The 12404-nt window shown below is 71.6% G+C and carries 15 protein-coding genes; 7 read left to right on the top strand and 8 right to left on the bottom strand.

The genetic code is table 11. The features are described from left to right. Positions 1–172: 172 nt before the first annotated feature. From dmpG to ACFRFC_RS24215, 3 genes are read right to left on the bottom strand one after another with little or no spacing between them, the layout of a single operon-like run. Positions 173–1201 carry a 4-hydroxy-2-oxovalerate aldolase gene (gene dmpG, locus ACFRFC_RS24225; RefSeq protein ID WP_382692358.1) on the bottom strand — a complete coding sequence of 343 codons (1029 nt, stop codon included), beginning with the start codon at positions 1199–1201 and terminating at the stop codon, positions 173–175. Next, complete coding sequence (locus ACFRFC_RS24220; protein ID WP_382692359.1) at positions 1198–2157, bottom strand: acetaldehyde dehydrogenase (acetylating); 960 nt, start codon at positions 2155–2157, stop codon at positions 1198–1200. Before ACFRFC_RS24220 ends, dmpG begins: the two co-directional genes overlap by 4 nt. Further along, positions 2154–3116, bottom strand: coding sequence for a 2-keto-4-pentenoate hydratase (locus ACFRFC_RS24215; protein ID WP_382692360.1), 963 nt, complete (start codon positions 3114–3116; stop codon positions 2154–2156). The genes ACFRFC_RS24220 and ACFRFC_RS24215 overlap by 4 nt, the downstream gene beginning before the upstream one ends. Before the next feature lie 98 nt (positions 3117–3214). Here ACFRFC_RS24215 and ACFRFC_RS24210 point away from each other — a divergent pair, with 98 nt between their 5' ends. Further along, entirely contained in the window at positions 3215–4006 is a 792-nt protein-coding gene (locus ACFRFC_RS24210) for an IclR family transcriptional regulator (protein WP_382692361.1), read from the top strand. 172 nt (positions 4007–4178) lie between these two features. On the opposite strand, the gene ACFRFC_RS24205 is transcribed toward ACFRFC_RS24210, so the two are convergent. Continuing rightward, a complete protein-coding gene (locus tag ACFRFC_RS24205; RefSeq protein ID WP_382692362.1) occupies positions 4179–5102 on the bottom strand; it encodes an NmrA family NAD(P)-binding protein in 924 nt (307 codons plus the stop codon). A gap of 127 nt (positions 5103–5229) precedes the next feature. Between ACFRFC_RS24205 and ACFRFC_RS24200 the strand changes: the two genes are divergently transcribed. After that, a complete protein-coding gene (locus tag ACFRFC_RS24200; RefSeq protein WP_382692363.1) occupies positions 5230–5793 on the top strand; it encodes a TetR/AcrR family transcriptional regulator in 564 nt (187 codons plus the stop codon). Positions 5794–6092: 299 nt separating this feature from the next. On the opposite strand, the gene ACFRFC_RS24195 is transcribed toward ACFRFC_RS24200, so the two are convergent. Further along, entirely contained in the window at positions 6093–6824 is a 732-nt protein-coding gene (locus ACFRFC_RS24195; protein ID WP_382692364.1) for a FadR/GntR family transcriptional regulator, read from the bottom strand. Between the two features lie 483 nt (positions 6825–7307). Between ACFRFC_RS24195 and ACFRFC_RS24190 the strand changes: the two genes are divergently transcribed. Further along, entirely contained in the window at positions 7308–7820 is a 513-nt protein-coding gene (locus ACFRFC_RS24190; RefSeq protein ID WP_382692413.1) for an SDR family NAD(P)-dependent oxidoreductase, read from the top strand. A gap of 34 nt (positions 7821–7854) precedes the next feature. Here the strand turns inward: ACFRFC_RS24190 and ACFRFC_RS24185 are convergent, their stop codons facing one another. Next, entirely contained in the window at positions 7855–8100 is a 246-nt protein-coding gene (locus ACFRFC_RS24185) for a hypothetical protein (protein WP_382692365.1), read from the bottom strand. 63 nt (positions 8101–8163) lie between these two features. On the opposite strand from ACFRFC_RS24185, the gene ACFRFC_RS24180 reads away from it, so the two are divergent. Together ACFRFC_RS24180 and ACFRFC_RS24175 are read left to right on the top strand one after the other, a co-directional pair. After that, positions 8164–8658, top strand: coding sequence for a nitroreductase family deazaflavin-dependent oxidoreductase (locus ACFRFC_RS24180; protein WP_382692366.1), 495 nt, complete (start codon positions 8164–8166; stop codon positions 8656–8658). A 208-nt stretch (positions 8659–8866) separates the two neighbouring features. Next, on the top strand, positions 8867–9874 hold the full coding sequence (locus ACFRFC_RS24175) for a sporulation protein (protein WP_382692367.1): 1008 nt from the start codon (positions 8867–8869) through the stop codon (positions 9872–9874). 16 nt (positions 9875–9890) lie between these two features. Here ACFRFC_RS24175 and ACFRFC_RS24170 read toward each other — a convergent pair whose 3' ends face one another. After that, positions 9891–10829 carry a M56 family metallopeptidase gene (locus ACFRFC_RS24170; protein WP_382692368.1) on the bottom strand — a complete coding sequence of 313 codons (939 nt, stop codon included), beginning with the start codon at positions 10827–10829 and terminating at the stop codon, positions 9891–9893. A 7-nt stretch (positions 10830–10836) separates the two neighbouring features. Beyond that, positions 10837–11265, bottom strand: a complete 429-nt coding sequence (locus ACFRFC_RS24165) for a BlaI/MecI/CopY family transcriptional regulator (RefSeq protein WP_382692369.1) — start codon at positions 11263–11265, stop codon at positions 10837–10839. 150 nt (positions 11266–11415) lie between these two features. On the opposite strand from ACFRFC_RS24165, the gene ACFRFC_RS24160 reads away from it, so the two are divergent. After that, the gene (locus tag ACFRFC_RS24160) at positions 11416–11991 is read left to right on the top strand and encodes a TerD family protein (protein ID WP_382692414.1); all 576 of its coding nucleotides are present in this window, start codon (positions 11416–11418) and stop codon (positions 11989–11991) included. Positions 11992–12008: 17 nt separating this feature from the next. Beyond that, positions 12009–12272 (top strand): twin-arginine translocase TatA/TatE family subunit, encoded by a 264-nt coding sequence (locus ACFRFC_RS24155; protein ID WP_382692370.1) that lies wholly within the window; start codon positions 12009–12011, stop codon positions 12270–12272. Positions 12273–12404 lie beyond the last annotated feature (132 nt).

Here is a 12404-nt window from a genome sequence, read left to right as displayed (position 1 = left end):
ACCGGGCGGGGCCGGGCTCGACCACCTCACGTACGCCACCGCCATCGAGGCCATGTCGCGTGTCGATCACTGTCACGGACGAGTGACCCGAGCACCACCATGACAAGCAGGGGGCCTGATCCTCGGATCAGGCCCCCGCGCGTTCGCCGCACCGGCCGTGGCGGCCGGGGTGTCAGCCCCCGTCGCCGTCCCGGTCGCCCACCAGATCGAGGGCGATGTCGACGATCATGTCCTCCTGGCCGCCGACCAGTCCACGGCGTCCGGCCTCCATGAGGAGGGTCCGTACGTCGATGCCGTACCGCTCACCGGCGGCCTCCGCGTGCCGCAGGAAGCTGGAGTAGACGCCTGCGTAGCCCAGGGTCAGGGTCTCGCGGTCCACCCGCACCGGGCGGTCCTGCAAGGGCCGCACGATGTCGTCGGCCGCGTCCTGGAGGGCGAACACGTCACAGCCGTGCTTCCAGCCCATCAGGTCGGCCACCGCGACGAACGCCTCGATCGGGCAGTTGCCCGCGCCGGCGCCGTGCCCGGCGAGCGAGGCGTCGACGCGGACGACACCGTTCTCGACGGCGACGACGGAGTTGGCGACCGACAGGGAGAGGTTCTCGTGGGCGTGGATCCCGATCTCCGTGCCGTCGTCGAGGAGGTCGCGGTAGGCGCGGACCCGGTCGCGGACGCCGTCCAGGGTGAGTCTGCCGCCGGAGTCGGTGACATACACGCAGTGCGCGCCGTAGCTCTCCATCAGCTTGGCCTGCCGGGCCAGTTCGGCGGGCGGGGCCATATGGCTCATCATGAGGAACCCGGCGACGTCCATGCCGATCTCGCGGGCGGTGGCGATGTGCTGGGCCGCCACATCGGCCTCGGTGCAGTGGGTCGCCACCCGCACCGAGCGCACCCCGAGGTCGTAGGCGCGCCTGAGTTCCTCGATGGTCCCGACGCCGGGCAGCAGGAGGGTGGTCAGACGGGCGTTGGTCAGGTGGGCCGCCGCGGCCTCGATCCACTCCCAGTCGCTGTGCGAGCCGGGGCCGTAGTTGACCGAGCCGCCGGCCAGTCCGTCGCCGTGGGCGACCTCGATCGCGTCGACCCCGGCCGCGTCGAGGGCGGCGACGATCCGGCCGACGTCCTCGGGACTGATGCGGTGCCGGACGGCGTGCATGCCGTCGCGCAAGGTGACGTCCTGGACGAACAGGTTGACCTGGCTCATCGCTGGCTCTCCTCCTGCTGGGCGATCCGCTCGGCCACCTGGAGCGCGGCGGAGGTCATGATGTCGAGATTTCCGGCGTAGGCGGGCAGGTAGTGGGCGGCGCCCTCCACCTCCAGGAACACCGAGACCCGGTGCGTGGGGTGGCTCGTGGCGCCGGGCGCGAGCAGGGTGTGCACCGGCTGGTCGGCGGGGATCGGGTCGATCTGCACGCTCTGCTTGAGCCGGTAGCCGGGCACATAGGCGGCCACGTCGCCGACCATCTTGGCGACCGAGGACCGGATCCGCTCGTGGGTGGCGGCGTCGGTCGCGTCGACCAGGCAGAAGACGGTGTCGCGCATGATGAGGGGCGGTTCGGCCGGGTTGAGGATGATGACGGCCTTGCCCCGCTCGGCGCCGCCGACGCTCCGGATGGCGTGTGAGGTCGTCTCGGTGAACTCGTCGATGTTGGCCCGGGTGCCGGGACCGGCGGAGCGGGACGAGATGGAGGCGACGATCTCCGCGTACGCCACCGGGACGATCCGGGAGACGGCCGCCACGATCGGGATCGTGGCCTGTCCCCCGCAGGTCACCATGTTCACGTTCGGCGCGTCGATGTGTGCGTCGAGGTTGACCGCGGGGACGACGAACGGGCCGACGGCGGCGGGCGTGAGGTCGATCAGCCGCTTCCCGAGGGGGGCGAGCCGGGCGTGGTTGGCGAGGTGGGCCTTGGCGGAGGTCGCGTCGAAGACGATCCCGAGGTCCGCGAAGCCGGGCATGGCCAGCAGGCCCTCGACGCCCTCGTGAGTGGTGGGGACGTTGAGCCGGGCGGCGCGGGCCAGTCCGTCGGAGGCCGGGTCGATGCCGACCATGGCGCCCATCTCCAGCCGCCTGGAGTGCCGGAGCACCTTGATCATCAGGTCCGTGCCGATATTGCCGGAGCCGATGATCGCGACTTTGGTCTTCTGGGTGTCAGTCACTTGTCCCACTCCTGCTGAGGGCCTTGAGTGCCGGGGGTTCCTTGGGTGCCGGGGGTTCCTTGGGGACCGGGGGTGCCCGGGATGCTGTGCGTGCCCGGGGTGCCGGGGGGACCCGGGGTACCGGGGGTACCCGGGGTACCGGGGGTGAAGGTGGCCGTCACGGTGCCGAGGGGCCGGATGGTGGCCTGGACGGTCACTCCGGGCCGTACGGGGCTGAGCGGGCCGAGGGCTCCGGAAAGGATCACCTGGCCGGACCGGAGCGGGTCGCCGAACTCCCGGGCCCGCTGGGCCAGCCACGCGAGCGCGTTGAGGGGGTCGCCGAGGCAGGCGGCACCGCTGCCGGACGACATGAGTTCGCCGTCGACCTTCAGTCCCATGACCACGTCGGCGGGTTCGAAATCGTCGAGGGTGTGCCGCTCGCTGCCCAGGACATAGACGCCGGCGGACGCGTTGTCGGCGACCGTGTCGGCGAAGGTGATGTCCCAGTCGGTGATCCGGCTGTCGACGATCTCAAGGGCGGGCATCGCCCAGGCGACGGCCGCGCGGCACTGGGCCGCGTCCAGGGGACCCTCCGCGAGGTCGGCGCCGAGGACGAAGGCGACCTCGGCCTCCACCCGGGGCTGCAGCAGCCGCCCGATGGGGATCAGGGCCCCGTCGGCGTACTGCATGTCGTCGTACAGCACGCCGAAGTCGGGTTGGTGGACGCCGAGTTGGACCTGTACGGCTTCGGAGGTGGCCCCGATCTTGCGTCCTACGACGGTCCTGCCGCGGGCGCGGAGGCCGTTGAACCGCTCCTGGATCCGATAGGCGGCGACGATGTCGTCCGGGCCGATCAGATCACTGACCGGCGCACAGGTCACGCCGGTGGCGGCGGCCGTGGCGAGCCGGTGTGCGGCCTCGTCGACGACCGAGTCCGGGACGGGCGCCCGCCGCGCGCCGGAAGTTTGCTCGGATGACATGCACCACTCCTTCGTTGACCCGTCCAGTGGACATGCCGGTCTTGGCCCCGCACCATGACTGTGGTCCACTGAGCGGACCGTTTCTTCGAGAGGTCCGCATGCCCGACACCCACCCCGAAGCCCCGCTGGACGAGCGCTCCGTGCTGGGCAGGACCATGCGCATCCTGCGGTGCTTCCGCACGGAGGACCGGGGCGTGGGGCTGTCGGAGCTGGCGCGCCGGACCGGGCTGCCGAAGGCGACCGTGCACCGGATCGCCCAGGATCTGGTGGCCGCCCGGATGCTCGCGGCCACCGACCGCGGCTACCGCCTGGGCGGCGGCCTGTTCGAACTGGGCATGCTGGCGGCCCCCGAACGCAGCCTCATCGAGGTCGCCGTGCCGTTCATGCAGGACCTGTTCCTGCGGACCGACGAGACGGTCCACCTGGGAATCCGGGAAGGCACCGAGGTCGTCTACATCTCGAAGATCGGCGGTCACCGCCAGGCACCCTCACCCACCCGCCTCGGCGGCCGGATGCCGCTGCACTGCACGGCCATCGGCAAGGCCCTCCTCGCTCACGCGCCCCCGCCGGTCACCGACGCCGTCCTGACCGGCCCGCTGGAGCGGCGCACCTCCCGCACCCTGATCCAGCCGGGGCTGCTGCGCAGACAGCTGGAACAGATCGCCGAGCAGGGAGTGGCCTACGAGTACGAGGAGTCCGTGCCGGGACTGGTGTGCATCGCGGCGCCGGTACTGGACGCCGGCGACCGGCCACTCGCCGCGATCTCCGTCACCGGACCGTCGACCCGATTCCGCCCCGACCGCCACCAGACCCCGGTCCGCGCCGCCGCGGCCGGAACAGCATCCATCCTGGCCCGCCGGGGACAGCTTGCACTGCCGGACGAGGGGTGACGCCGGTCGGCGTCATGATGTCCATGGACGCTGTGCGCGATGTCCTGGCGCACGGGGCAGAACCCCTCGGTGGCCAGCATCTGCCGGGCGCCGGTCGGGCACGCCGGGGGCGAGGCTCGCCCGAAGCCGGCGAGCAGGCGCACGGCGACGCGCTGACGTCATACCTCCCTGCTCAGGCGGCGGTCCGCAGCTGTTCGTGCGCCCACTCTTCGAAGCCGGTCAGGTCGATGCCCAGCGCACGAGCGAAGTGTGGCCGGGCCGGCTGGCCGAAAACCTCCATGAACGCGTGGGTGGCACCCATGTCGCCCATTCCGGCGGCGCGGGCCTGTTCCTCGGTCATGTCCGGGGCCGTCAGCGGGACGCCCACGGCGCGGGAGAGGATCTCGGCGATCTCGGTCATGGTCAGGTAGTCGCCGGCCAGCTCCAGTTCCACCCGGTGGAACTCGGCGGGGGCGGAGAGGGCGGCCGCCGCGGCCCGGCCCACGTCCTTGGCCGCCACGAGTGCCAGGTGCGTGCTCGGTTTGAGAACGGTGACCAGACCCCCTTCGATACCGCGGGGGAAGTAGAACCGCATGGACGGCTCGAAGTTCTCCATGAAGAACGACGGCTTGAGCAACGTCCAGTAGGGAAAGTCGAGTTCGCGCAACCGGTCCTGAATCGCGGCCTTCGTGCCGAGCGGGGTTTCCAGCGCCGCCCACCGTCCTTCGGCCCAGCCCGGGGCCTCGATGTGCTGTCCCACGCCGCTGGTGGAGGACTGGACGAACTGTTCCACACCGGCGGCCCGCGCGGTCGTCATCAGGTTGTCCGCCTGGCTGACCTCGCCGGCGAAGTCGAACCCCTGCTCGGTGTATGCGGGCATCTGCACGGAGAAGACGGCCCGCACGCCGTCCATGGCCGCCTCAAGGGTCGCGGGTTCGGTGAGATCGCCCACGAACAGGCCGGCGCCGAGTTCTTCGACGGCCCGCGCACGCGGCGTGCCCGGATCGCGCACCAGGGCGCGCACCGGTATTCCCCGCGCGAGCAGGGCGCGGGCGGTGGCACCGCCCTGGCGGCCAGTGGCACCGGCGACGAGTACGGGTGGTGCGGCAGTGGTCATGTGTACATCTCCTCAGCGGTCACGCACATCACAGAGAGCGGTCACGCACCTCATAAACGGCGGGGTCCGCCGTTTCGTGTTCGCTACAATACGGCGGGGCCCGCCACTTATCAATGTTGGGGAGATCATGACCGGCCAGCGCTCGGACGCCCGCCGCAACTACACGCACATCCTCGCCGTGGCCGAGGCAGAGGTGGCGGCCCAAGGAGCCCAGGCGTCCCTGGAGCGGATCGCCCGCGTCGCGGGCGTCGGCTCAGGCACCGTGAGGCGCCACTTCCCCACCCGCAGAGCCCTGCTCGAAGCCGTCTTCAAACAGCGCGTCCATGACCTGTGCGATCGCGCTCATACGCTCTGCGGCGAGCCCGACAGCCGCTCCGCGCTGGTGGAATGGCTGCGCGAGCTGCTCGCCTACTCACTCGCCGCACGCGGTCTGGCGGACGTCCTCTCCTACCAGCCCCTCCAGGACGAGCCCGCCCCGGACTCCTGTGCACCGGCCATCGGCGCGGCCGGGGACTTGCTGCTGCGCAGGGCCATTGACGACCGGACCGTCCGGGCGGACATCACCATCGACGATCTGCTCACACTGATCGTCGGAATCGCCCTGGCCACCGAGAACTACACCGACCCGGCGACGCAGGCGGACCGCGCCTTCCGGCTCGTCGTCGCGGGCTTCGACACCCACGGCACCTGAGCACTCATATACGACCGTCACGTTCATGGTGCAGGCCCTCGCCGCCGCCGACCTGCCCGAGTGCACGGCCGGGGCGTTGAGCGGGCGTGGGTGGGGATTCAGGACCGTCAGCACACATCCCCGCCGGGCTCAACGCACACCACCATCGGCCAGGCACAGTCCCCACTCACCACCCACCACCGGCCCGGCGCAGCCCCCACCCACCACCCACCGAGCGCAACGCCCGCCCACGACCGCCCCGGCCGAGGCAGCCACCGGCAACCGCCGACGCACATCCGCCACGCGCGGCCACACCCCCGTCAGCGATCCGTACGCATCCCGGGTGCCGCCACCGACGACCACTGCACAGGCTGGCGGGACAGTTCGCGGTACGCGGCCATCCAGGAGGCGCGGGCCTCCTCCAGGTGCACCCGCATGGAGTCCTCGGCGGCCTCCGGATCGCGGGCGCGGAACGCCTTGAGGAGATTGCGGTGGGCCTCAAGAGCCAGGGCGCGATGGCCATGGGTGAAGTCCGCGGCGACCACGCCGAAGGCCAGCCCGTCGGCGACCGATTCGACCGCCGCGGAGAACAGCTCAAGGACGGGACTGCGGGCCGCCGAGGCGACCAGCTCATGGAACTTGAAGTTCTCCTCGCGGAACAGCTGCCGGTCGTCGAGGTCGGCGGCCATCCGCTCGATGGACCCGGCCATCGCCGTCAGGGTCTCGTCGTCCATGTTCTGCGCGGCCATGCGGGCGAGGATGGGTTCGAGCGCCTGCCGGGCCGCGAAGACCTCGACGAAGGGCACGCCCTCGAACTGCATCAGCAGGGTGAGCGCTTCCCCCAGGTCCGAGGGGCGCGGGCGGCGGACGACCGGTCCGCCGTCGCGGCCGGGGCGTACGGTGAGCACGCCCCGGCTCTCCAGCAGCCGCAGCGCCTCACGGAGCGTGCTGCGACCGACCTGGTAGGTCTCCAGCATCTCGCGCTCGGTGGGTAGCTTGGTCCCCTCGGGGAGCCGCTCCGTCATGATCTGCTTGGTGATCTCGCGCGCCACGGACGGCTCGATCCCGCGACCGTGAAGGCCCCTCCCGCTACACGATCTTCGCGGTGGACGCGCCGCCTGTCCGAGCGATGAGCGAGGTGCGGGCCCGCTCCGGCGACGACACCCTGGACTACGTCCCCACCTACGCCCAGTTGTTCGAGGTCCAGGACGGTGTGATCACCACGTTCTGGGAGTTCGCCGACACCGCGCTGCTGGAACAGCTCGCCTTCCGCGCGGCGTGCCGCCGAGCCCACGACCGTACCCACATCCAGGAGATCCGCCAGGTCGGCCGCACACCGCTGGTGTTCAGCAGCAGTGACGGGATCCTGCTGAACGACTCTGAACGAGCAGGTGCGGGTCGTGGTGACCGAGATCCTCGACGCCGGACGGCCGGGGGCGGACACGGACTGGCTCACCGATGCCGCCATGGCCGTCCCCTCGGTCGAGGCCGGGGCCGCCGAGATCATGGGCCGGTAGGCCGCCGAATGGGGCGGCCTGTTCCACGGCCTGGCCAATGTCGCGGGCGTCATCCTGGCCCGGCCGCTGACCGACTGCACACTGGCCGATCTCGAACGCCTGATGCGGATCAACGTGGGCGGCGTTCTGGTGATGTCCCGCGCGATCCTGCCGCATCTGGCGGAACGGGCGGTGATCGTGAACGTGAGTTCCAGCAGTGCCGGGCGGATGACCCCCGGGCTGGGCATCTACGGGGCCAGCAAGGCGGCGAACCTGTTCATGACCAAGGCGCTCGCCGTCGAGTGGGCCGCGCGCGGGGTACGGGTGTGTGCCATCGCGCCCGGCGCCGTGGACACCGCCATGCCGCGCAGCACGATGCCGCCCGGCGAGGAGGGCGAACGCCTGCTCGCCCGGGCCGTCGACGGGGCCCAGCTGATCAAGGCGCTCGCCCAGCCGGGTGAGGTGGCGGCGGCGATCGGGTTCCTGCTCGGCGAGGACGCGGGCTACGTCACCGGCTCGACACTGTGGTTCGACGGCGGCATGCCCCACTGACGCCGCCGAGGCCCCACGCCACCCAGGTCACCGTTCAGTCGTCCCCCTGCGCCCAGGCGGCCACCGGCAGTGACAGACAGACGCCGAAATCGCCGAGGGCGACGGTGGTGCTGATGCTCGTATGCAGCCGGTCCACCCGTTCCTGACGGTCGGCCGCCCTGCTCTCGACGTACTTGGACCGCACCTCGATCACCACGTCCAGTCCAGCGCGGTCGAGCGGCCCGAGCATCCGGAAGCGGATCGCCACGTCACCCGGTCGCAGCTCCCCGTCGTAGGTCATGATCACCGGGACCCGTCAGGATTCGAGAAGCGTCCCCGGCGCACCGCTCCTACGGTTAGGTCCATGACCGGCAGGACGACCGACGGAGGTGGCCCGATGGCCCAGCAGCAGGCGGCGAAGCGCAGGCCGGGAACGCCCGGGGCGTTCTCCCGGTGGATGCAGCACAGGGCGAACGCCCGGCTGATGCGCAAGATCCGGCGCGGCAAGGGCGCGTTCATGGGCATGGACGTACTGATCCTGAACACCGTCGGCAGCAGAAGCCAGGAACCCCGCGAGACACCCGTGGCGTGGTGGGCCGACGGCGAGGACGCCTGGCTGGTGGTGGCCTCGGGCGGCGGCACCCGGCATCCGGACTGGCACGACAACCTGCTCGCGCACCCCGACCGGGCGTCGATCGAACTGCCCGGCCGCGCCGCCCTGCCGGTCACCCCGCGCCCCCTGGACGGCACCGAGCGGGAGCAGGCGTGGCAGCGCATCACCGAGGCCCAGCCACGGATCGGCAAGTACCAGAGCAAGTCCGAGCGGCAGTATCCGGTCATCCGGCTGACCTCCCGCTGATCCCGACCCCCGCCGCCAGGGCATGGTGCGCGTCGGGTTTCGGACATTCCCCGGGTCCGGCCCGCCGCGCCGCCCTGACCCGGCCACCGTCGCCCTAAACTTCTACTCGCTTGTAGAGGACAGCCCGGAGCTGCCGGGAGGTCCCGCGTGATGTACGCACGCACACAGACGCACGTACATGGATGCACGTAAAGGAGTGGACGCCGCGATGGTGTTCAAACGGCTGCTCGGTTCGCTCGGTGTGGGTGGGCCCACGGTGGACACGGTCCTGGAGGGGGGTCCGGCGGTGCCGGGCGGTGCCCTGGTGGGCGAGGTCCGGCTCAAGGGCGGGGACGCCGACTTCGAGATCGAGGAGATCGGCCTGGAGCTGGTGGCCCGGGTCGAGGCCGAGCACGAGGACGGGGAGAGCGAGGGGACCGTCGTCTTCGACCGGTTCACCGTGGGCGGCGGCTTCCGGCTGGCGGCCGGGCAGGAACTGAGCACACCGTTCCGTCTGACGCTGCCCTGGGAGACGCCGGTCAACGAGCTGTACGGCCAGCCGCTGGGTGTGATCCTGGGGGTGCGGACCGAGCTGGCCGTGGCGGGCGCCAAGGACAAGGGCGACCTCGATCAGCTCACCGTGGGCCCGCTGCCCGTGCAGGAGGCGATCCTGGAGGCGCTCGGCCAGCTCGGGTTCGGCTTCCGGACGGCCGACCTGGAATACGGCCGGATCGGCGGCACGGGCCAGCAGCTGCCGTTCTACCAGGAGATCGAGCTGAGCCCGGCCCCGCGCTACGCCCACCAGGTCAACGAGATCGAGCTGACCTTCCTCGCCTCGCCCGGCGGCCTGGAGGTGGTCCTGGAGGCCGACAAGCGCGGCGGGCTGTTCTCCGGGGGACACGACACGATCACCCGCTTCACCGTCGGGCACCACGACGTCCGTGACTGGAACGCCGAGGTCGACGGCTGGGTGCGGCAGCTGGTGGAGCACCGGGCGGCGTACGGCCATCAGGGCGGCCACGGGTACCACGAGCACCACGACGCCCACGGCTCTCACGACACCCACGGCTCTCACGGCTCCCATGACTCGGAGGGGCATCGCTCCGGTCCCGGGGTGGGGACCGTCGTCGCCGCAGGCGCGGCCGGGCTCGCGGTCGGGGTCGTCGGGGGCATGGTCGCGGCCGAGGTCGTGGACGAGGTGGGTGACTTCTTCGAGGGGGACGACGAGGAGGAGTGAGCGCCTGCGCCGGGCGCTACAGCGGGGTCGCCGCGTGCAGGATGACGACCAGGGTCACGGCCGAGTTCGCGGACGCCATCGCGGACACGGCCGTCCCCGCGGCGGCCGTCCACGCGGCGGCGCCGACCCCGGTGAACAGCGACGGCCAGGTGCGCGGTGCGGGCGGCGCGGTGCCGAGCAGGGCGGCGACCCGGCGCGGCACCGGGCCGGGCGCGGCGAGGCCCGCGAGGGTGGGCAGGGGGGTCCCCCGGGACACCAGGGCCGCCTTGCCGATGGCGCGGGCCACGGCCCGGCGGTCACCGACCGTACGGGCCGCCTCTTCGTCCGCCCAGCGTTCGGTGGTGTACGACACGGCGGTGCGCAGCGGGCGCAGAAACGGATTGGCGCGCGCCGCGAGCTGGGCGGTCAGCAGGAACCGGTGGTGACCGGCGGTCAGATGGGCGCGCTCATGGGCGAACAGGGCCCGGCGTTCGGCGGGCCCGAGGCCGTGCAGCAGCGCGGTCGTGACGACGATCCGGTCCCGGGCGCCCCGGCCGGGCAGGGCGTACGCGTAGGGCGTGGCGTCGGGCAGGACGGCGACCTCGGTGTCCGGCAGCCCGGCCAGCGCCCGGTGGGAGCGCCTGCGCACCCGGCGGTGCCGCCAGAGCGTACGGGCGCACGCGGCGGCCACCACCAGCAGCGCGGGGATGGCGACGCGGCCCGCCACCTCGTCGTACGGCACCGCCGCGCGCACCTCGGGGTCGGACCAGCCGTCCGGCAGGGGGTTGCCGGGCAGTTGCGCGGTGCCGACGACCATCAGCAGCGCGAGGCACACCGTGCTGCACAGGGCCATCACGCCCGCGACGGCGGTCAGCAGCCGGGTGGCGACGCGCGGGTGCAGATGCTGTTCGGCCAGCCGGGCGATCGGCCAGGCCGTGAGCGGCAGCAGCAGTGGGAGGAAGACGAAGATCCCCATCGCGGATTCAGTGTTCCCCTTCGCCCTCGGCGTCGTCCTCGCCGTCGTCGGCCTCGTCGTCCTCGTCCTTGGCTCTGTCGAGGAGGTCGCGCAGCAGGCGTTCGTCCTCGGGTTCCAGGGCGGTGACGAAGCTGGCGAGGACCGCCTGTCGGTTCCGCTCGGCGTCCAGCACCTTGCGCATCCGGCGGGCGGCGAGTCCGGCCTCGTCGGAGGCGGGCGTCCAGGCGAAGGACCGTCCCTCGCGCCGACGGGTCACCGCTTTCTTGTCCAGCAGCCGGGTCAGGATGGTGATCACCGTGGTGTAGGCGAGGTCGCCGCCGAGCCGCTCCTGGACCCAGCCGGCCGTCGCGGGCCCGTCCGCCTCGCACAGGGCGGAGAGGACCTGTGCCTCCAGCTCGCCCTGCCCCCGGCGCCGGGGCCGCTGGTGATCTGTCACGTCCTGTCTCCCTTCCGCTGCCTTGCCCTTCGCAAGCGGTCCATCGTAAGGACACAGGGTGCTCCGGGCACGCCACTCTACTTCTACAGTGTTGTAGAGTCGCAGGTAGTGCTGTGACTCAGTCGAACAGCTTGAACTAGGAGGATGACTGTGGGGGTTTCCCTGTCCAAGGGCGGCAACGTATCGCTCACGAAGGAGGCGCCCGGCCTGACCGCGGTCCTGGTGGGCCTCGGCTGGGACGTGCGCACCACGACCGGCGCCGATTACGACCTCGACGCCTCGGCGCTGCTCCTGGACACCGCGGGCAAGGTGCTCTCCGACCGGCACTTCATCTTCTACAACAACCTCACCAGCCCGGACGGCTCGGTCGAGCACACCGGTGACAACCTCACGGGTGAGGGCGAGGGCGACGACGAGGTGGTCAAGGTCGACCTCGCCGCCGTGCCCGTCGAGATCGACCGGATCGTGTTCCCGGTGTCGATCCACGACGCCGAGAACCGCGGCCAGAGCTTCGGTCAGGTGCGGGGCGCGTTCATCCGCGTGGTGAACCAGGCGGGCGGTGCCGAGATCGCCCGGTACGACCTGTCCGAGGATGCCGCCACCGAGACCGCGATGGTCTTCGGCGAGCTGTACCGCAATGGCGCCGAGTGGAAGTTCCGGGCCGTGGGTCAGGGCTATGCCTCCGGTCTCTCGGGCATCGCCGCCGACTTCGGCGTCAACGTCTGACACGGAGTGGGGTCGATATGTTCGGACTGAGTGAGCTGGCGATCGTCCTGATCGTCATCGCCGTCGTCATCGCCGTGAAGAAGGGTCCCGAACTCGCCCGTTCGGCGGGCAAGTCGGCCCGGATCCTCAAGGCGGAGGGCCGGGCGATGAAGGACGACGAGCCGGCGCCGGAACCCCGGCTGATCCAGGGCGAGACCGTCACTCCCCAGGGACCGCAGGGTCCCCAGGGATCTCAGGTACCGCCGTCGTCGGAGGGCGGGCCGGGACACCCACGCGGCTGACCGGCCCGCCGGGGCAGGACGCAGGGGCCGGACGCAGGCGCCGCGCGACGGACACGGATACGTGTCGTCGCGCGGCTCGCGCATGTCGTCCGGCATTCCTGGACGGCCGGGCCCCAGGCCGCAGGACCCCGA

The sequence above is a fragment of the Streptomyces sp. NPDC056734 genome (assembly GCF_042790455.1).
In the GTDB taxonomy this organism is placed as follows: domain Bacteria; phylum Actinomycetota; class Actinomycetes; order Streptomycetales; family Streptomycetaceae; genus Streptomyces.
This window is presented reverse-complemented; position numbering and strand designations above follow the sequence as displayed.

Coding starts and splice junctions, on each gene's coding strand:
- ACFRFC_RS24180 (WP_382692366.1), top strand. CDS start 8,164: ATGACCGGCAGGACGACCGACGGAGGTGGCCCGATGGCCCAGCAGCAG.
- ACFRFC_RS24210 (WP_382692361.1), top strand. CDS start 3,215: ATGCCCGACACCCACCCCGAAGCCCCGCTGGACGAGCGCTCCGTGCTG.
- ACFRFC_RS24200 (WP_382692363.1), top strand. CDS start 5,230: ATGACCGGCCAGCGCTCGGACGCCCGCCGCAACTACACGCACATCCTC.
- ACFRFC_RS24175 (WP_382692367.1), top strand. CDS start 8,867: ATGGTGTTCAAACGGCTGCTCGGTTCGCTCGGTGTGGGTGGGCCCACG.
- ACFRFC_RS24170 (WP_382692368.1), bottom strand. CDS start 10,829: ATGGGGATCTTCGTCTTCCTCCCACTGCTGCTGCCGCTCACGGCCTGG.
- ACFRFC_RS24185 (WP_382692365.1), bottom strand. CDS start 8,100: ATGACCTACGACGGGGAGCTGCGACCGGGTGACGTGGCGATCCGCTTC.
- ACFRFC_RS24205 (WP_382692362.1), bottom strand. CDS start 5,102: ATGACCACTGCCGCACCACCCGTACTCGTCGCCGGTGCCACTGGCCGC.
- dmpG (WP_382692358.1), bottom strand. CDS start 1,201: ATGAGCCAGGTCAACCTGTTCGTCCAGGACGTCACCTTGCGCGACGGC.
- ACFRFC_RS24155 (WP_382692370.1), top strand. CDS start 12,009: ATGTTCGGACTGAGTGAGCTGGCGATCGTCCTGATCGTCATCGCCGTC.
- ACFRFC_RS24215 (WP_382692360.1), bottom strand. CDS start 3,116: ATGTCATCCGAGCAAACTTCCGGCGCGCGGCGGGCGCCCGTCCCGGAC.